The sequence below is a fragment of the Sphingobium sp. SJ10-10 genome, assembly GCF_036038995.2.
Lineage (GTDB): Bacteria > Pseudomonadota > Alphaproteobacteria > Sphingomonadales > Sphingomonadaceae > Sphingobium.
Window position 1 is genome coordinate 1,038,343 of sequence record NZ_CP158132.1, and the last position, 20,068, is coordinate 1,058,410.

Consider the following 20,068-nt stretch of genomic DNA (forward strand, 5'->3'; position numbering starts at 1 on the left):
GGTAAAATTGATCCTGGTTAAAGCGGGGCGGTTTTTCCGATGCTAGAATCGGCCCCTTCATCATCGGAGGTGACGATGTCTGCCGATACTGACGCGCGCTATCTGTTTCGGCGCGCAAGAGAGGAAACCGCGAAGGCCGATGCTGCGGCACGGCGGAGCGCTTCGTCGCAGGAGATCGCGGCCCATCGCGAACTCGCGCTGCGCTATAAAGTCAGAGCCTTGGCGCTGTCCTGCCCCGATCAGGTTCTGCACGACGCGATGGAAAGAGAGCCGTGATCGGCTGACGGGAACTTCTGCCCACGCACCTAATTTAAAAAAAAGCGCCCCCGGGCAAGGGATAGCCGGGAGCGCGACTTGTTTGCTGTCGGGCATCCAAATCATCGTCCGCATAGCAAAGGGGCGGGTTTCTGGCAATCTACCCAAAGGTAGAGCGCACGCTTTCCGTAACGTAACCCTTATGGTCGAAGGCGGGCGTCCCTAGGGCAAAAAGCCCAATTGAAAATTCCACTGAATGCAGACATTTCTGCCGTTGATAGGATGGCATGACGATGGACGACACAGGCGGGATTTCAGCGATGCAATCGGCGGCGGAAAATGGCGGACGATGGAAACGGCGTTCACCGATCGAGACAGGGCTCTTGGGCCGCTGCCCGCGCTGCGGCGAGGGACATATATTTCGCGGTTTTCTGACGGTGCGCGATCATTGCGAGGTCTGCGGGCTGAATTATGACTTTGCCGATCCGGCGGACGGGCCGGCCGTTTTCGTGCAGTTGTTCGCCTGCGTGCCGGGAGTGGTCTTCATCATCATGCTGGAGATCCTGGCCCGACCGGGGCTGTGGGTACATCTGGCGGTCGGGGTTCCTGTGCTGATCCTGACGACGATCCTGCCCCTGCGGCCGATCAAGGGATGGTTGATCGCCGCGCAATATGTGAACAAGGCCCAGGAAGCCGGCACCGCTCAATTATGGGCGAAATTGCACGGCGGCCGGCCCGGCGATTAAGGCCGCCCGCGGGGTCTGTCGATTTAGGGTGTGTGGAGATTCAGCCCATGGCGGGCTGCAAATCGCGGCTTTCTGCGCTTCCGGTGCTCACGACCTTCATGGTCGCTGCGCGCCGGTTCTCGAAATCCGCAATTTTCGCCTCACCCTGAGCTGAATCTCCACACACCCTAGATCGGTGCGGCAGAATCTCGGCGCGCTTAACTAAGCGCGCCGTGGCAATGCTTGTATTTCTGGCCCGAACCGCAGGGGCACGGCGCATTGCGGCTGATGTCCAGATTGGCGAATTCTCCGCCCTGACCAGCGCCTACAGACGGGCGCGGCAGGGTCGTGGTGATGCCGCCAATCTGTCCGCCGTCAATGTCCCCGCTATTATCTTCGCCCGAAAACGGATCGATATGCGTGGTGATGAAGTCGGGCAGCACCGGCAGCTCGAATTCGGGCAGCGGCTCTTCCATGCGGAACTGAACGCGGGCGATCGACCCGGTCACATCTTCCCGGATATTGCCCAGCATCCGCTCGAACAGGGCGAAGGCTTCCTGCTTATACTCGTTGATCGGCGTCTTCTGTGCATAAGCGCGCAGGTGCACGACCTGGCGGAGCGCGTCGAGGGTCGACAGATGCTCCTTCCAATGATGATCGAGGCTTTGGAGCAGGATGCTCTTCTCGATCATATGCCAGTTTTCGGGGTCGAGTTCCTTGACCTTCTCCGCCACGGCTTCGTCAGCCAACGCGGTCAGCCGTTCCTCGATCATTTCCGGATCGACATGATCCTCGGCCAGCCAGGCATCGAAATCGGGTTGGAGGTTCAGCACCTCCGCTGTGCGGGCCTTCAGGCGCTCCATGTCCCATTGTTCGGGATAGGTGCCCGGCGGGCAGGAGGCGCCGACCAGATCGTTGACCGTCTCATGCCGCATGTCGACAACGACATCGTCCACCGTCTCCGCGTCCATGATGTCGCTGCGCTGTTCGTAAATGACCTTGCGCTGGTCGTTCATCACGTCGTCATATTCAACGACCTGCTTGCGGATATCGTAGTTGCGCGCCTCGACCTTCTTCTGCGCGGTCTCGATCGCCTTGCTCAGCCATTTGGACGGGGGCAGCGCCTCGCCATCCTCCAGATTCGATCGGATCATCTTGGCGAACATGGTGTCCGGGCCAAAGATGCGCATCAGATCGTCGTCAAGGCTGAGGTAAAAGCGCGACAGGCCGGGATCGCCCTGACGGCCTGAACGACCGCGAAGCTGATTGTCGATGCGACGGCTTTCATGCCGCTCGGTCGCGAGGACGAACAAACCGCCGGCGGCGAGCACTTCGGCCTTTTCGGCCTCGATCTCGGCATCGATGCGGGCGATGGCCGCTTCGCGCTCCGGTCCCTCCGGCATATCGCGCAGCTCATCCTCGACCCGCATCTCCAGATTGCCGCCGAGTTTGATGTCGGTGCCACGACCGGCCATGTTGGTGGCGATCGTCACCGCGCCCTTGCGGCCCGCCTGCGCGACGATATGCGCTTCGCTTTCATGGAAGCGGGCGTTGAGGACGGCATGCTTGACCCCTTCCTGGTTCAGGAACTCGGACAGCATTTCCGATTTTTCGATCGATACCGTACCGACGAGGACCGGCTGTCCCTGCTCGGCGTGGACCTTGATGGTCTTGGCGATGCCGCGGAACTTGTCTTCCAGATTCTTGTAGAAGCTGTCTTCCTCATCGACGCGCTGCACCGGCCGGTTGGTCGGGATGGTGACGACGTTCATCTTGTAGATTTCGAAGAATTCGGTCGCTTCGGTCGCTGCCGTGCCGGTCATCCCGCCCAGCTTGGGGTACATGCGGAAATAATTCTGGAAGGTGATGGAGGCGAGCGTCTGGTTTTCCGGCTCGATATTCACCGCTTCCTTGGCTTCCACCGCCTGATGCAGACCATCCGACCAGCGGCGGCCGTCCATCATGCGGCCGGTAAACTCGTCGATGATGATGACCTTGCCGTCCTTGACGATATAATCGATGTCGCGGCGGAACATGGCGTTCGCGCGCAGCGCCTGATTGACGTGATGGACGACGGCGGTGTTCTCGAAATCATAGAGGTTGGCGCCCTGAAGCAGCCCCGCCTCTTCCAGCATGCGCTCGATCTTCTCGGTCCCGTCCTCGGTCAGGGTGACGGTGCGCTGCTTCTCATCCTTTTCATAATCGGCCTCGTCCAGCCGCTTCACGATGGCGTCGACCGAGACATAGAGTTCCGACTTGTCATCGGTCGGCCCCGAAATGATGAGCGGCGTGCGCGCTTCGTCGATCAGGATCGAGTCCACCTCGTCGACGATGGCGAAGTTGAAAGGCCGCTGCACCATCGATGCGCGGTCATACTTCATGTTATCGCGCAGATAGTCGAAGCCGAGTTCGTTGTTCGTCGCATAGGTGATGTCGGCGTTATAGGCCTCGCGCCGCTGGTCTTCCGACAGGTTCGGCACGATCACGCCGGTCGTGAGGCCAAGGAAGCGATAGACCTGCCCCATCCATTCGCAGTCGCGGCTGGCGAGATAGTCGTTCACCGTGACGACGTGGACGCCCTTCCCTTCCAGCGCATTCAGATAGGTGGCAAGCGTCGCGACCAGCGTCTTGCCCTCGCCCGTGCGCATTTCCGCGATCTCGCCGCGATGGAGGACGATGCCGCCGACCATCTGCACATCATAATGGCGCTGGCCCAGTGTGCGCTTGGCGGCTTCCCGCACCGTGGCGAAGGCTTCGGGCAGCAGGCTGTCCAGGGTTTCGCCCTGCGCCAGCCGCTCCCGGAATCGAACGGTCTGCGCCGTCAATTCCTCATCGGTCATCGCGGAGATGGTGGGTTCGAAAGACGCGATCTGTTCGACGGTCTTGCCCAGCGACTTCACATAGCGGTCGTTGGAGGAGCCGAAAATGGACTTGGCGAGTGCGCCGAACATGCAAGTTCCTGACAAAAGGGGACGCGCGCGCCTTAAGGGCGACGCACGCAGACATGCGCGGCGATTTAGGGGGCGCACAGGCGTTAGTCAATCAGAGCAGGCATGGCGCGACAGTGTAATAAGGGGTGACCGCCCCAATTTTCCGAAACGAAATGATCGGATAAGCGGGATATTGGCGGATCGCGGCGTCTTGTGCCAAAGCCTGATAAAATGAGAGGCATTTGACGATGGTTCCCGCCCCTGCCCGCATGAAGTTGCGTGGCGCGACTTTTATCGTGATGGCGGCGGTTGCGGCCCTCCTCTGGTTCGGGATTGCGGCGCTCGCCACGCCTTTCGATCATGATGAGAGCCAATATATCGCAGGTGCCTGGTTCAGTTCGCACATGCTGATCTATCGGGACTTCCTCTACCTTCAGCCGCCGCTGCACGCTTGGCTGTTCGCGCTGCTCGCCTGGGCGTTTCCGGGAAAGATGCTGGCGGCGATGCGGCTCGCTACGGCGGCCTGCGCGGTGGGCACACTCCTGCTGCTATATCTTGTTCAGCGCCGGGCAGGCGTTTCACGCCGCAGCGCGGCCCTCGCGACCATCTTCATGGCCACGACGGCCGCGTTTCAGTTCACCGCCAGCGTGATCCGCAACGACATGCTGCCGACCATGCTGGCCACGCTGGCGATGCTCCTGATGATCGCAGCGCTGCACATCGGGCGGCGGCGCCACTGGTTCGCGGCGGGGTTGTTCTTCGGACTGGCGATCGCCGCCAAGCTCAATTTCATTCCATTGGGCGCGGCGGCGGGTGGCTTTGCCCTGTTGGCCTATCGTCGCCATGCCCTTTGGCTCGCCCTTGGCGCATTGGCCGGGATCGCGCCGATGCTCATGGCCTGGGCCGCAGCGCCAGCCGCCTTTTCCTATGGCGTCGTCACCTTTGCCGCGAGCGCTCCCTTCGCCTGGTATGCGGCCAATGGAGCGGGCGACGAGCTGGCATTGGGTGAGAAATTCGCGGATCTCGCAAAATATCTCTGGCGGGGACCGGCTCTGATGAGCCTTGCCATGATCCTTGGTCATGCGTGGGCGAATCGCGGGCGAGCCTGCCCGCCTGAGAGGCAGTTTGCCTATTGGATGATCGGCGGTGGATTGATCGGCGCTGCATTGCCCACGCCGTCCCAGCTTCAATATGTCATGCCGCTGCTGCCGCCGCTGGGCTTGGCGCTCGGCATCATGCTGGACGATGCGCGGGCATGGCATGGTCGTATGCGGCCGGGTTTGATCGCTTTGCTCTGCCTTGCCGCTGTGCCGGGGCTGTTGCCGTCGGGCCGCCATGTCGCGGCGATGACGCGCCACGGATCACCCATCCTGACCGCGAGCGCCAATGCTCGCTGGGCGGGCGCGCAGGTGCGCGCTCTGACCGGCGATGACGAGATCGTCAGCCTTTCGCCCCAGCAACTGGTCGATAGCGGCCTGAACATCGACCGGCGCTTTGCCCCAGGCCCCTTCGTCTATCGGACGGGATGGACGATGGACAAGGCCGAAGCGCGCAACATTCATGCGATGATTCCGGCAACCTTGATGGATTTGGACCGCGATCCGCCCGAGGCCATATTGGTCGGCTATGAAATGGGAACGCGCAAACTGCCTCTGCGGCCCGACGACAGCCTGATCGTCTATGCAAAGCAGCGCGCCTATCGAATGCTCGCCATGCCGGACGGCGTTGGAAAGCTGTATATCCGCCCATCTCGCCGTTGACGGACGGGCATATTGCGCTAATCGACGGGCATGACTGAACGCTCGCCCCTCGCCCCCGCCGCTTTCCCCAATCTTCCGCCCATTGCGGGCGTCACGGCTCGCGTGGCGCGAGCGCGCTACAAGAATTGGGACCGCTGCGACCTCACCTATGTTGAGCTGGCTGAAGGCACGGCGGTCGCGGGCGTCACGACGCAGAGCAAATGCCCCTCCCCCGAGGTGGAATGGTGCCGGGACGCCATTCCGCTGGGATCGGCGCGGGCATTGGTGGTCAATGCGGGCAATGCCAATGCCTTTACCGGGCATCGCGGCCGCGCCGCCGTGGAGGCGATCGCCGCCAAGGTCGCCAATCATCTGGACTGCCAGCCTTCGGATATCTTCATCTCCTCGACCGGAGTGATCGGCGTTCCGCTGCCGGTGGACAAGGCCGAGGCGGGTCTGGAAGCCGCCTTCACGGCCCCCCCCTGTGGCTGGGAAGATGCCGCGACGACCATCGGCACGACCGATACCTATGCCAAGGGCGCCCAGGCCTCCGCCATGATCGGCGGCACGCGGGTCGAGCTGGTCGGGATCGTCAAGGGTTCGGGAATGATCGCGCCCGACATGGCAACGATGCTCGGCTATATCTTCACCGACGCCGCCATCGATCCCAAGCTGTTGCAGCAGATGCTGTCCGCCGCCAACAGGAAGACCTTCTCCTGCATCACGGTCGACAGCGATACCTCGACCAGCGACACGGTGCTGGCCTTCGCGACAGGTAAAGCGGGCAATGCGCCGCTCGCCTCCATGGATGACGCGGGGGCCGATGCCTTTGCGGCCGCGCTGGGAGATCTCTGCCGCCAGCTTGCGCATCTGGTGGTGCGCGACGGCGAAGGCGCGACGAAGTTCGTCGAGATCAGCGTCGAGGGCGCGGAAAGCGACGCCAGCGCGCATCGCATCGCCCTCTCCATTGCCAATTCGCCGCTGGTGAAGACCGCCATCGCCGGGGAGGACGCCAATTGGGGCCGCGTGGTGGCCGCAATCGGCAAGGCGGGCGAGCCTGCGGACCGGGACAAGCTCTCCATCCGCTTCGGCACGACTCAGGTGGCTTCGTGCGGCCTGGCGGTCGAGGGCTATGACGAAGCGCCGGTGGCGGCCCATCTCAAGGGGCAGGACATATTGATCGGCGTCGATCTGGGGCTGGGCGACGGTCGGGCGACGGTTTGGACATGCGACCTGACTCACGGCTATATCTCGATCAACGCGGATTATCGTAGCTGAGAATAGGGCGGAGCCGATGCCGATCGAATTGCACGATCCTGTCGTCGCGCTGATGCGCGAAGTGGCACGGGACGTCGTGATGCCGCGCTACCAGAATCTCGCCAGCCATGAAGTCAGCGAGAAAGCGGCCGACGACCTCGTCACCATCGCGGACAAGGAAAGCGAAATCCGACTGGCCGAAGGGCTGGCCGCCTTATTGCCTGAAGCAGGCATCATCGGGGAGGAAGCCTGCGCTGCCGATCCCGCCATCCTGGACCGCGCAGGCGAAGGGCTGAACTGGATCATCGACCCGATCGACGGGACGGGGAATTTCGCAGCGGGCAAGCCGCCCTTCGGCATCATGGTCGCGCTGGCCGATTCGGGGACAATCCTGGCCGGGTGGATATTGGACCCGCTGACGGGACGTCTATGCCACGCCATATTGGGCGCGGGCAGCCATATCGATGGCGAGCAGGTCTATGCCCGGGAAAGCGGCGAAGCGCTGCCAATCGCCGCGCTCGCCGTCTATTTCATGACCGATGAAGAACGCGCCGACATCAAGCGCCGGTCGAAGGCCAGTTTCCAACTGGTGGATATTCCCCGCTGCGCCGCGGAGCAATATCCGCGCCTGGTGCTGGGGCAGAACGACATTTCGGTCTTCGCGCGCACTTTGCCCTGGGATCATGCGGCGGGGACGCTGTTTCTCAACGAAGCGGGCGGGCGGTGCCAGCGGCTGGACGGATCGCCCTATGTCGTGGGCGATCTGCGGCGCGGGCTGCTGGGGGCTTCGTCACCGCGCCTTTGGGATCTGGCGGCGGAGCGGCTGTTCCGCTGAAATAGGGAAGGACGGATATGCTGACGATCTGGGGACGCCTCAACTCGCATAATGTGAAGAAGGTGGCCTGGTTCGCCGGCGAAATCGGCCTTCCCTATGTTCGCCATGATGTCGGCGGCCAGTTCGGCATGAGCGACGCCTATGTCGCGATGAACCCCAACCGCCTGATCCCGACGATCGAGGATGGCGATGTTATGCTGTGGGAATCCAACGCGATCCTGCGCTATCTGGCTGGACGCTATGCGCCTGAGCCGATGTGGCCTGCCGATCCGGCGGCACGGGCGCAGGGCGACAAATGGATGGATTGGCAGTTCAGCTTTGCCGATGCGCAGCGGGATGCCTTTGTGAACCTGATCCGCAGGAAAGCGGAAGATCGGGATGCGGCGGCCTTGGCGAAGTCGGCGCGGACATCGGGTGAAGCGATGCTGATCCTCGACCACGCATTGGCCGGGCAGCCCTGGCTGTCGGGGGAAAGCTTCGGCGTCGCGGACGTGCCGATGGGCGTTTATGCCCACACCTTCTTCACGCTGGAGATGGAGCGGCCAAAGGTGCCGCATGCGCGCGCCTGGTATGACAGGCTGCGCGAAAAGCCAGCCTATGCCGAGACTGTCATGATCCCGCTGACCTAAGATAAAATATGCTCCTGCCACCGCAGGAGCATATTTTGGAAAGGCCGAGACCGGCCTTTCCTCATTCCATCAAAGAACGCTTTCGATCCAGCCCTTGAGCGCGCTCTTGGGCGCCGCCCCGACCTTGGTGGCGGCGGCTTCGCCATTTTTGAAGAGGATCATCGTCGGAATGCCGCGCACGCCGTATTTGCCGGGCGCATCGGGATTTTCGTCGATATTGATCTTCGCGATGACGACCTTGTCAGCCAGTTCTTCCGAAATTTCTTCCAGAGCGGGGCCGATCATTTTGCACGGGCCGCACCATTCCGCCCAGAAATCGACGAGGACAGGCTTGTCCGCATCGATGACGTCCTGCTTGAAGCTCAGGTCGGTGACTGCCTTGGTAGCCATTTTGGGTATCTCCTTCGGTTGGCAGATATTTAGGACGGAGTGGCGTCCGTCTCAACGGGCGGAAGCGGCAAATTCTCCTGCGCGGACGGAAAGCCCGGCTTGTGCCGCGCCAGCAGCTCGGACGGCAGGGTGATGAGCCGGGGCGCGGCGGTGTAGAGCAGCCCCGCCTCGATCCTGCGATCGGGGAAGATCACCTGCAACGCGGCGGCATAGGCCGCCATCTGCCGGACATGGGCCAGCGGAACCTCCTCCACGACAAGCGGCGATATGCGGCCTGTCTTGAAATCGATCAGTTGCACCAGATCGTCGCTGATGCGCAGCCGGTCGACGGTTCCGGCGATCACCGCTTCGCCCACGACGGCGGCGATCGGCGCTTCGGCCAGCGCATCCGGTCCGAAAAGCCCGGCAAATTGCGGGTCTTCGATAACGCGCAACGCCTGTTCAATGACGTCATGCCGCCGCGCGGGATCGGCAAGACCCTGTTGCGCCAGCCATTTGTCGGCACGCAGGCGGCGGCTGTCGGGCGGCACATCGGCCAGCCGCTCGAACAGCCGATGCAACCAGCGGCCCCGCTCGGCCGCATCCCGCATCGCAGGGGTCGGCGGCGGATAGGGCACATCGTCTTCCACCGCCGCAGAGGGCGCCAAGGGGCGCGGCGGCCGGGCTTCGGCTGGCGCGGGTCGACGCAGCCAGGGCGGCTCGTTATGAACCGCCTGATTTTCCGCAATTGCGGATTCCGCCGCCTTCGGAGGGAGAATCTCACTCCCGCGCCAACTACGCCGCGCCCCCCAGAGCGGATCGGCCTCCCATTCCGCCTCCAGCGAGATCAGCGCAGCTTCGACAGCCGCATACCAGCTTTCGGGCTTGACCTCCCCCTTGGCCCTGGGTCCGAGCGATCCGGCGACCACCAGCCTTTCTTCCGCGCGCGTCAGAGCGACATAGAGCAGGCGCCAATGTTCCGCGCGTTCGACGGCGCTCGCTTCCTCTGCCACCTGTCCGATCGCGCCCTGCCGTTCCGCCTTGCGCGGAGCGATGATCGGCAACCCGTTCCATTCGAGCGAATCCGCGCGATTGCCAGCATCCGGATCAAGACAGGCATCGGCAAGGATGACGATGGGCGCCTGCAAGCCCTTGGCGCCATGCACCGTCAGCAGACGCAGCGAATCGCCCTGCGTGGCGGCATCGCGTACGATCTCCACCTCGCCCCGGTCGAACCAGTCGATGAAGCGCTGGAGCGAGGGATAATCGTCATTCTCGAAGGCGAGCGCGGCGTTCAGCAATTCCTCGATCGGATCGGCGGCTTCGGAGCCCAAGCGCTCGATCAGGCGGCGGCGGCCATCCATCGGGCCGGACAATATCGCCTCCAGATAGCGATAGGGGGTGGTGAAGTCCGCCTGCCCCAGCAACTGGCGGAGCGGCTCCAGCAACATGTCATCCAGCGTCTGCGTCAGATGCTGCCACAGCCCGGTGCGCCGGTTGATGAGGCGGTCCATCAACGCGTCCTGTGTCCACCCGATCAGCGGCGAGACCAGCAGCGCGGCGAGGTTCAGATCATCCTCCGGCTGCACGGCAAAGCGCAGCGCCGCCAGCAGATCGCGCACCGCCAGCGGCGCGTTCAACCGCAGGCGGTCGATGCCCGCCACCGCGACCTTTTCCTCATAGAGCCGGGCCACGATCAGCCGCGCCAGTTCGCTGCGGCGGCGGACCAGGATCATGATGTCGCCTGCCGTCACCGGGCGACCTCGGCTTTCCAGCATCAGCCCGTCATCGATCCACTGCCTGATCTGGCGCGCAATGGTCTGCGCCAGCACGCGCTCCTGATCGGCGGCCCAATCCTCTTCCCCCTCGGCCTCGTCGGACAGGCCCGCAACGACAGGCTTCCAGAGCAGCACTTCGCCGGGGAAGCGATTCGCGCTGATATGCCGGACTTCGCCCGGTTCCAGCCCGAAACGCTCGGCGCGCAGCGTCGCGATGGTGCGGTCGACCACATCCAGAACCGCGGGCGTCGAGCGGAAGCTGTGCTGAAGCGAGAGGTCGTAAAAAGGATGACTCGCATCCTCGGCATGGCGCTGAAAGACGATCTGCGCGGCCCGGAAAGATTCGGGGCTGGTGCCCTGAAAACCGAAGATCGCCTGCTTGAAATCGCCCACGGTGAAGATGGTGCGGACCTTGTCGCCCTTCGCCCCTTCGCCCGCGAAAAACTCCGCCGCCAGCGCGCCGACGATCTGCCACTGGCTGACATTGGTGTCCTGCGCCTCGTCCACCAATATATGGTCGATGCGCTGGTCGAGCTTGAAGCGTATCCAGTCGGCAATGCCGGGCTGGGACAGCAGTTGCGCGGTGTTGGCGATCAGGTCGTCGAAATCGACCGCGCCCGCAAGTTGCTTGGCCTCGGCATAGGCGCGGGCATAAACCCGCCCGGCGTGCAGCGCCTTGGCGAGCAAAGCGGCATAGGCGGCGCGGAGCCTGAGGCCCAGCAGTTCGGCACAACGCTCATGCATGCGCGCAATGGCGTCACCATAGCCATCCACCGGGGGCGCCCAGCCCTTGGCGGTAGAGATCAGTTCGCCATCGGCCTTCGCCCAGACGGCATGAAGATCGGTGAGCGTGGCCGCCCGCGCCGCCGGATCGAGATTCCGCCAGCGCGCGATCCGGTCGCAGCGCTCCAGCGCCCGACCCGTGCCCCAATCCGCATTGGCCTGCGCGATCCATATCAGCGTGCGCATATCGAACAGGTCGTCCGCGCACTGTGTGGCTATATGAGCGTCGATATCGCCTTCGGGCAGTTCCAGTTCCCGCAGCAGCCAGGGCGCGATATCCTCCGGCAAGGCCTTGAGCGCGTCCAGCCGGGCCGCGCAGCGCAGCAGGAAATTCTCCGCGCCGCCCTCGCCCATGCGCAGGCTGAGCGCCTGCAAAGCCTCGATCAGCGCATCGTCGCCCTGTTCCTGCGCCATCACCACCATGTCGGCCAGCGTCTGGCGCGCCAGCGTCGCCTGCTCGCGCTGGTCGAGCGGCCGGAAGCCGGGGGGCAAGTCAGCTTCCAGCGGGAAAGCGGTCAGCAATTGCTGACAAAAGCCGTGAATCGTCTGGATGCGCAGGCCGCCGCCAGTCGACTCCAGCACTTCGGCAAAAAGGCGGCGCGCCCGGTCGCGGGCTTCCGGGCCGGACTCCTCTCCCAGAGCCTCCAGATCGTGGAAGAGATCGCCCTCCTCCATCTGCACCCAGGCGGCGAGCCGGTCATGGATGCGATCGGCCATCTCCGCCGCGCCCGCCTTGGTAAAGGTCAGGCAGAGGATATTTTCCGGCCGCACCCCTTGCAGCAGCAGACGGAAAACCCGCGCGGTCAGCACATGGGTCTTGCCCGTGCCCGCCGATGCCGACAGCCACACATGGGCGTCGGGCGCGGCGGCCTGCGCCTGGGCGCCGGCCAGCGGTTGCAAAGCCTTGGCCTTTTTAGCCATCGTCGCGGCCATACCATTCCTCCAGCCGCATGAGCTGGTCATAATCGCCATAGTTCGCGACTTCGGGGTTCACCTGCGCATCGAAGGGCGCCGAACCGAGGAGATAGGTGGCGGCAATATCCTCGAACTGCGCATAGACTTGGGAGGTGAAGTCGGCGGTGATGATCTTGTCCCGCTTGCCCATCGGATCGACCGGGCTTTCCCGATAGCCGAAAGCATCGCCCTTCTTGGCGAGCGACCAATATTCGAAGCTCCCCGCCACAGGCGCCGTGTGGGGACCGGGAAAGCCATCATGCTCCGCGATCAGACCCAGCAATCCGAGCTGGAGCGCATAGCCAGCCTTGACCTGCCGGGCGCTGGGGGGCTTGCCGGTCTTGTAGTCGACAATGCCGAGCTTCCCGTCCGGCAACAGGTCGATGCGGTCGGCCTTGCCGGTGAGCGTGACCCCTGCAATGTCCGCACGGCCGTCAATCTCGACGGAAAGGATCTTGCGCCCAGCGGCGAGGTCGCTCGCCACCTCGGCGGCGATCCAGCGGATCGCTTCGATCAGGCGCGGCTGCCAGAGCGCTTTCAGCAAGGGATGTACGTCTGGCCGGTCGAACATCGCCCGCGCCCGAGCCTCCAGATCGGCCAGGTCGCCGCTGCCCTCCTCCGCCCATCGTTGGAGGATTTCATGCACCGCCGTGCCGCGCCAGGCCGGCCCGGCATCGGCGTCCACCGGATCGAGCCGTGCCAGACGCAGGATGCGCTTGGCGTAAAAGGCGTAAGGGTCGGCCTTTAGCCGATCCACATCGGTGACGGGAATGACTTTCGGGCGCACCGACAGCGGCGGCACCGGCGCCGGGCGGTTGGCGGGCCGGTGGTCCGCCGCATGATCGATCGCTTGCGCCAGCGCGGCATAGCGATCGGCGCTTTTCCATTGCGGCCCGGTCATGGCCTTCAATCGCAGCCAGAAGCGCGAAGCGACCGCCGGGCCACCCGACCCGCGCCGGGACCGCGTGATAAGGATTTGCGGCGCGCCCAAGGCACTCGCGAAATCATGGGCGGCAAGGCCGATCCGGCTTTCCAGTCCCGGCAGCCCGATTTCCCGGCGGATGCGCGGCGCCAGCCAGGGATCGGGCGCGGGCAAGCCCGGCCATGTACCCTCGTTAAGGCCGCCCAAGATCATCAGGTCCGTCTGCACCAGCCGGGCTTCGATCAGACCGAGGATGCTGATGCGGGGATGTCCCCCCTGCGGCGGGCGCACCGACAGCCCGCCCAGAAGATGATCGAACAGGGCTGGCAGCGCGCGTATGTCGGCCTGGCGTGGCCCTTCGCTGGCCGCCTCCTCCATCTCAGCGAAGAGGTCGGCGGCGGCATGGCCCTGATGCCCGGCCCAGACCGCATCGTGCGACAGGCGACCGGCATGTTCGCGAATGGCCGCCAACTGCCCGGCCAGGTCCGGCGCGGCCAGAAAGGCCTGCTCCAACGGTTCGAGCAGGGTGCGGGCTTCCACCCACCACTGCCGCGTGCGAGCGCGCAGCGTGCGCTGCCGATCTTCACCCTCGCGGTCGCCAAGCAGCAGGTCGAGACCGACGATCCCCGCCTGCGGCCTTGGCCCGCGCAGCAGCAGGTCGAGACCCCGCACGCCCTCCAGCCAGGCGAGCCGCCCCTCCCCGCGCATGACGAGCGGATGCTTGAGCAGGGTTAGCAACGCAACCGGCGCAAAGCGTTCCGCCAATGCTTCCGCCATGGCGATCAGCAAGGTTCCGGGCGGCAAGCGAGACAGCGGTTGCCCGGCGGAATCGTCGGCGTCGATGCCCCAGCGCTTGAGATGCGCGGACACGCGGGTCGCCAATTGCCGGTCCGGCGTCACCAGAGCGGCGGTGCGGCCCGGCGTCTCCACCGCTTCGCGCAGAGCAATGGCGATGGCCTGCGCCTCCTCGCCGGGTGTCGCGACCTCCAGCGCCTCCACCCCCGCGAGCGAGCGATCCGCCGTCTTGAGGTCGCGCCAGCGGCTGGTCAGGCGCGGCGGCAGCATGGCGTTGGAAATATTGCGTCCCCGCACGGCGCGGGCGTCATGCTCACTGCCCCAGCGCCAGAGCGCCACATCGTCGCGTGTCGCGCTCATCCGGTCGAGCAGGCGCTTCAGGGCATATTGCGGATGGGTTTCATGCCCTGCGGGCGCCCGGCCGGTCAGTGGATCGGCGTCGAAGGGACCGATAGCATCCCAGGCGTCGCCATCCATCTCCTGGTCCAGACCGGCGAAGACAACGGCGCCCCTGGGCAGCAGCGCGATCCGCCGCAGCAGCGCCGCAATCGCCGGGGCCGTCGTGGACATGCCCGCGGCAATGACGAAGCCCTCGGGCGGCACCTTCGCCCAGCGGGCGGACACACGATCCAACAGCCGATTGCGGCGATCCGCCAGATCGATGCAACCGAGCCGCGCCAGTTCCTGCGGCCATTGCGCCAGAAGGATGCCGAACAGCTTGAGCGAGGTCTGCCAATGCTGCGACAGTTCGTCAGACAAAGTGAGATCGGCCAGCGCGGTAACCGAAAGCCGCTCAACCTGTATCTGATCGAGGACCGTGCCCAGCGCCTGGGCGAGTTGCAATGCCTGCCCCGCGTCCACGGGATGCGCCGAAGCCTGCTGCACCATCCGCGCCAGGATCATCTGGCGGCGCATCGGCGCTATGGCGGGCGGCACAGCCTCATCCTCGCCCAGCGGATCGAGCGCGCTGCCGACCTGTTCGCCCAAATCGGCATCACCCAATGCGACAAGGCGCGGCAACAGTAGCCCGCCCCCCGATTTCCGCACGAAAGCGTCGCTGACCGACCGGATGGCGCGATTATTGGGCAACAGGATCATGCCCTGCGCCAGCCGCATCGGATCGCCGCCATGCTGGGCGAGGATGCCCGCGACCAGCGCATCGGAAAAGGCGCGGTGCGCCGGTATGTTGAACAGCGCCGGGCGGGTGCGGTCACCCATAGGCCAGCATCGTCTCCACGGCGGGGATGGCCTGCGGCGTACCGACATCGAACCACAGACCCTGGTGCGAGACGCCAAAGAGGCGCCCCGCCTCTATCGCCCGATTCCAGAAGACATTGGTCGAAAAGACCTCCGACGGCGGATCGACCAGCAGGCTGGGCGACATGATCTGGACGCCGGTAAACACGAAAGGCGCGACATGGGCCGTCTTGCGCCGGGTCAGCCGGCCATTCGCGTCCATATGAAAATCGCCCGGCCCCTTATGGCAATTGGCGCGGGCCAGCGGGACCAGCAGCAGCAACGCATCCATGCGCTCCGGATCCCAGATCTTCCGCATCATGCCCAGCGTTTCCTGTGGGCCGTCAATCCACAGATTGTCGCTATTGGCGCAGAAAAAGGGCGCATCGCCAAGCTGCTCCCTGGCATGGATCAACCCGCCGCCGGTCTCCAGCAGCTTCCGGCGTTCGTCGGAAATCGCCACCTGCATGCCGTTGCAATGCGCATGCAGATGCGCCTCGACCGTGTCGGCCAGATAGTGGACATTGACCACCACCTTCCGGATGCCGCCCGCCGCCAGCCGGTCCAACGCATGATCCATCAGCGGCTTGCCCGCCACCTTGACCAGCGGCTTGGGACGGGTCGCGGTCAGCGGGCGCATGCGCTTGCCCAATCCGGCGGCCATCAGCATCGCGGTATCGATCATGCGGGAACGAAATCCTCTAACGCGTGATGACGCTTGTCGGCGGGGATATTGGCCGCGAACCACGCCGCCACCGGCGCGAGCGCGGGATGGGCGAGGTCGCGCTCCAGCAGATCCCACATGCGGGGCAGATAGGAAAGATAGCGCGGCTTGCCGTCGCGCTTCCAAAGGCGGGTGAAGATGCCGATGATCTTCGCATTGCGCTGCGCTCCCAGCACGGCATAGGCGGCGTCGAAGTCGGCCGGTGGGTTGGCGATGGCGCGATAATGATCGAGCATCGCCGCCTCCAGAGCGGGGGAGACGTCGCGCCGCGCATCCTGGAACAGCGAAACAAGATCATAGGCCGGGTGCCCGGCCAGCGCGTCCTGAAAATCGAGCAGGCCCAGCCCATGGGAGGCCGCCCGATCGATCAGCATGATATTTTCCGCATGAAAATCGCGCAGCACCGTGACGACCGGGCTGGCCGATTGCTCGACGATCGGCAGGACCGCGTCCCAAGCCTCGACATAGGCATCCTCATCCACCGGCAGACCAATGGCAGGACAATAATATTCGGTCAGAAGGCCGGCTTCGCGCTGATAGACGGCGCGGTCATAGGGCGGAACATCGGCGGGAGGCAGACGATGCAGGGCAGCCAGCAAATCGACGGCGCGGCTATACACATTCCATTCCGCGTCGGGCACGTTCTCGACATGCTCCTTGACGCGCAGATCACCGAAATCCTCGATCAGGACCAGCCCCTCTTCCAGATCGCGGGCCAATATCTGTGGCGCGGCAAAGCCGTTCGCCGTCAGATGCTCTGCAATGGCGATGAAGGGGCGCGGGTCTTCATGGGGCGGCGGCGCATCCATCAGCACCGCCCGGCGCGCACCGTCAATCACCCGGAAATAGCGGCGGAAAGACGCATCGCCGGCCAGCGGCACGATGGCGGCATGCTCCCACCCCGCTTGCGCGAGGAAAGCGGGAGCGGCGGCGGGCGGGATCATATCTGTGACCATCGCTCCGTCCAAGCGCCCGGCACGCGCGCTGTCAAGCGCCGAGCGTCGTTGGGTTCGATGCCGATGTGGAACCGCAAGGCATCGGGCCAGGCGCCCTCTCCCAGCCGGTCGGGCCATTCGACGATCAGCAGGCTGTCCATCAGATACTCGTCCAGCGCCAGTTCCTCCGCTTCCTCGGGCCTGTCGAGCCGGTAGAGGTCGACATGAGCAACGGGCAGGCGGACTTCGGGAATGTCATAGGGCTGGACGATGGCAAAGCTGGGACTGGGCGCTTCTTCCTCCAGCCCCAGCCCTTCCAATATGCCTCGGGCCAACGTCGTCTTGCCTGCGCCAAGCCCGCCTTCCAGTGCAATGACGTCTCCGATGCGAACGAAGGCGGCCAGACGATGGCCGAATGCGAGCATCTCGCCCTCCCCCGCCAGGATGATTTCGTTCTCAGTCACGGGGCAGCTCGATCACGACCATGGTGCCCTGCCCCGGTTCCGACACCAGTTGCAGCGTCCCGCCATGCGCCTGCGCCAATTGCCTGGCGAGCGGCAGGCCGATCCCGGCCTTGCCGCCGTTGCGCGCCTGCTCGGTCCGGGAGGAAGCGTCGAAGATGGTCCCCTGCCGCTTGGCGCTGATACCCGGACCATTATCCGACACGACAAGACGCGCATTGTCCGCCGTCCCGTCGCCATGCAGCAGGACGCGGCCACCCCGGCTGCAATAGCGCACCGCATTTTCCAGCAGATGATCCAGCGCCTGGCCGATCCGGCGCTTGTCGCCCTGCACCGTGCCCAGGCTGGACTGGAGCGACATGGCAAGGTCGATCCCCTTGGCCGTGGCGTCGCCCTTGATCCGCGCCACGGCATCGCGGGCTTCCACTGCCAGGTCCACCGGCGCTTTTTCGATGGGCAGCATCCCCGCCTCGCCCTGCGTCAAATCCAGAACATTGTCGATCAGCATGGAGAGCCGGTTGGTGCTCTGCAGAATGCCGTCGACATATTCCCTGGCGGACGTGCTGAGTTCTCCCGCATAACCCGCGCTCATCATTTCCGCGAAACCGGCGATGGTGGTGAGCGGCGTGCGCAACTCATAGCTCATATTGGTGACGAAGGCGGTCTTCACCTTATCCGCCTGCTCCAGCGCGTCGTTGCGGTCGCGCAGCACCTGCTCGACCCGGCGGCTGTCGGTGACGTCGAGCATGGTGAATAGCGCATTGCCGTCGGGTAGCGGGATCGCCGCGAATTCGAAGATGCGCCCATCCGCGAAGCCGACATGGCCGACGCGCTGCTTGCGCTCCACCGTGGCGGCGCGCACCAGTTCGCGAACGAGATTCGCCTGCTGCGGCTTGGCGAGGCGCGATTGGACCGCTCGCATCAGTTCGTCGATGCGCGGATGCTTTGCCAGCAAATCCTCGGACACGTCCCAGATCGAGCGGAAACGGCTGTTCCAAAGATGCAGGCGCCCATCGGAGGAAAATACGCCGATCGATTCGAACAGATTGTCGAATGTCGCCGTGCGGACGCGGAGCAGCGTATCGCGCGCGCTCGACAACTGGACTTGCTCGGTCCGATCCTCGAAGATCAGCAACAGCCCGCCATCGGGCAAAGGCTGTCCATAGACGCGCAAATGGGTGCCGTCGGCCAGCAGCCAATTTTCCTCGCGGGGATCGGGCGAGAGGAACCAGTCGCGCCTTTCCGCGCGCCACGCCGGGAAGTCCCGGTTTTCGGGCAGTCGCCGCGCTTCGCGCATCTGGTCCAGCACCCGCTCGAAGGGCGGATTGTCCGCCAACCGCTCCTGGTCAAGCCCGAACAGGCTCATGAAGGGCTGGTTCCAGAAACGTAACGCCCGGTCGGACCCAAAGCGCGCCACGCCGGCGGACAGGCGGTCCAGCAAGTCCCGCTGCGCCGCCTCCAGCCGCCGATGTTCGACGCGGGACTGTTCCAGCTCATTCTGGTCCATCGCGAAACCGGCCACGCCCGCCGTCCCCAGCGGGACGTCGACGACGCGCATGGTCCGCCTTTCGCCGTCGATCGTGGCCGGCACCATGCGCTCGACGGGCGTGCCGTCGGCAAGCGTCTGGGCAGCGGCAGCTTGTGGCGTGAGGCCGCCGACCGTCTCCACCAGTTCGGTGCCATGGGCAATGACTTCGCGGGCGCTTTCGCCGTCCACCGCCCGGACATAGGCGGTGTTGACGAGGCTGAGCCGCATGTCCGCCGTGCGATGCCACATCGGGAAGGGCGCGGCCTCCACCAGTCCCGCCAGCGCTTCCAGCGCCTCACGGAGCTGTTCGACCTTGCCCTTCAGCGTCTGGATTTCCGACTGGCTGTCGGTCGCGTCGAAAATCCAGAGCACGACCCCGCCGCTTTCGGCCAATACCGGCCCCGCGGGCGCGCCCCGCACCAGCAACAGGCGGGACGAATCGACGCCCCGCACCGGCAGCGCGAAGCTGCGGCCCGCGCGCTGGGCGGCGGCGATTTCCTGCGCCAATGCGGCAGCGTCATCGGCTTCCAGGCCGCCGTCGGGCGCAGTCAGTTCGGACACGAAGGTCGGTACCCGATCCTTGCCAAGCCATTTGGCGAGCCGGTCGGCCGCTTCCAGCCGGCCATCAGGGTGGATGACGATGGGGGCAGCCGGCGCGGAGGCAAGCAGAATCGACAGCCGATCCAGCTTGCCCTGAGCCTGCATGCCTTCGCGACGCCGGCGCTGGCCGCTCGACAGCGCCCAGATCGCCGCGCCCAGCCATCCGGCCAGCACGACGCCGAGAATCACGGCGGCAAGTGGGGTCAACGTCATTACGCCCTACTTCACCCTCATCGCGAAAAATTGCCCCCGTGCATGATCTTGAGGGGACTAACCCAAGTCAGATGCAGCGTGAAGCGCTGAGATGGAAAGAATTATATGCGGGGCGACGGCGTCGCCGGCCTTTTGGATGAGCTTGGGTGATTGTCTGGCCGCGAAACCCGGAGTGGCAATGGGTAAGATGGCCCTCATTTCCGTCATCCCAGCGAAAGCGGGGATCTCTTGAGGCTAGGTCGTGCGCTATCGCTCGAAATCCCAGCTTTCGCAGGGATGATGATATTATCAAACGTCCACTTTTGGCCAAAATACGACAGAGCATCACTCAGCCCTGCGGCATCCCTGCCAAGTTTACGGTCTCTCTTCCGACGTTTGAGAGCTTAGTGTGAGGATATGT

Annotated in this window: 14 protein-coding genes; 6 read left to right on the top strand and 8 right to left on the bottom strand. The window is 64.5% G+C overall.

Going from position 1 to position 20,068, the window contains the following annotated elements:
• The first annotated feature begins 75 nt into the window (after positions 1–75).
• Together VVT58_RS04990 and VVT58_RS04995 are read left to right on the top strand one after the other, a co-directional pair.
• Positions 76–276, top strand: a complete 201-nt coding sequence (locus VVT58_RS04990) for a hypothetical protein (protein ID WP_327754686.1) — start codon at positions 76–78, stop codon at positions 274–276.
• Positions 277–548: 272 nt separating this feature from the next.
• A complete protein-coding gene (locus tag VVT58_RS04995; protein WP_352000025.1) occupies positions 549–1,001 on the top strand; it encodes a DUF983 domain-containing protein in 453 nt (150 codons plus the stop codon).
• Between the two features lie 197 nt (positions 1,002–1,198).
• Here the strand turns inward: VVT58_RS04995 and secA are convergent, their stop codons facing one another.
• Positions 1,199–3,931: a preprotein translocase subunit SecA gene (secA, locus tag VVT58_RS05000; RefSeq protein ID WP_327754684.1), complete on the bottom strand. Its 2,733-nt coding sequence runs from the start codon at positions 3,929–3,931 to the stop codon at positions 1,199–1,201.
• 227 nt (positions 3,932–4,158) lie between these two features.
• Here secA and VVT58_RS05005 point away from each other — a divergent pair, with 227 nt between their 5' ends.
• From VVT58_RS05005 to VVT58_RS05020, 4 genes are read left to right on the top strand one after another with little or no spacing between them, the layout of a single operon-like run.
• Complete coding sequence (locus VVT58_RS05005) at positions 4,159–5,670, top strand: glycosyltransferase family 39 protein (protein WP_327754705.1); 1,512 nt, start codon at positions 4,159–4,161, stop codon at positions 5,668–5,670.
• Between the two features lie 30 nt (positions 5,671–5,700).
• Positions 5,701–6,927, top strand: a complete 1,227-nt coding sequence (argJ, locus tag VVT58_RS05010) for a bifunctional glutamate N-acetyltransferase/amino-acid acetyltransferase ArgJ (protein WP_327754682.1) — start codon at positions 5,701–5,703, stop codon at positions 6,925–6,927.
• A 16-nt stretch (positions 6,928–6,943) separates the two neighbouring features.
• Positions 6,944–7,741, top strand: a complete 798-nt coding sequence (locus VVT58_RS05015) for an inositol monophosphatase family protein (RefSeq protein WP_327754681.1) — start codon at positions 6,944–6,946, stop codon at positions 7,739–7,741.
• Positions 7,742–7,758: 17 nt separating this feature from the next.
• Positions 7,759–8,370, top strand: a complete 612-nt coding sequence (locus VVT58_RS05020) for a glutathione S-transferase family protein (protein WP_327754680.1) — start codon at positions 7,759–7,761, stop codon at positions 8,368–8,370.
• A gap of 69 nt (positions 8,371–8,439) precedes the next feature.
• Here VVT58_RS05020 and trxA read toward each other — a convergent pair whose 3' ends face one another.
• Genes trxA through VVT58_RS05055 form a run of 7 tightly spaced genes read right to left on the bottom strand, consistent with a single transcriptional unit; the run spans position 8,440 to position 19,668 of the window.
• Entirely contained in the window at positions 8,440–8,760 is a 321-nt protein-coding gene (gene trxA, locus VVT58_RS05025) for a thioredoxin TrxA (protein ID WP_066557531.1), read from the bottom strand.
• A gap of 29 nt (positions 8,761–8,789) precedes the next feature.
• Positions 8,790–12,233, bottom strand: a complete 3,444-nt coding sequence (gene addA / locus VVT58_RS05030; RefSeq protein WP_327754679.1) for a double-strand break repair helicase AddA — start codon at positions 12,231–12,233, stop codon at positions 8,790–8,792.
• Positions 12,214–15,189, bottom strand: coding sequence for a double-strand break repair protein AddB (gene addB / locus VVT58_RS05035; protein WP_327754678.1), 2,976 nt, complete (start codon positions 15,187–15,189; stop codon positions 12,214–12,216). Before addB ends, addA begins: the two co-directional genes overlap by 20 nt.
• Positions 15,182–15,892, bottom strand: a complete 711-nt coding sequence (locus tag VVT58_RS05040) for a nucleotidyltransferase family protein (protein WP_087574232.1) — start codon at positions 15,890–15,892, stop codon at positions 15,182–15,184. The genes addB and VVT58_RS05040 overlap by 8 nt, the downstream gene beginning before the upstream one ends.
• Complete coding sequence (locus tag VVT58_RS05045; protein WP_327754704.1) at positions 15,889–16,875, bottom strand: phosphotransferase; 987 nt, start codon at positions 16,873–16,875, stop codon at positions 15,889–15,891. Before VVT58_RS05045 ends, VVT58_RS05040 begins: the two co-directional genes overlap by 4 nt.
• Positions 16,872–17,330, bottom strand: coding sequence for a tRNA (adenosine(37)-N6)-threonylcarbamoyltransferase complex ATPase subunit type 1 TsaE (tsaE, locus tag VVT58_RS05050; protein ID WP_327754676.1), 459 nt, complete (start codon positions 17,328–17,330; stop codon positions 16,872–16,874). Before tsaE ends, VVT58_RS05045 begins: the two co-directional genes overlap by 4 nt.
• Entirely contained in the window at positions 17,323–19,668 is a 2,346-nt protein-coding gene (locus VVT58_RS05055) for a PAS-domain containing protein (RefSeq protein ID WP_327754675.1), read from the bottom strand. The genes tsaE and VVT58_RS05055 overlap by 8 nt, the downstream gene beginning before the upstream one ends.
• Positions 19,669–20,068: the final 400 nt, after the last annotated feature.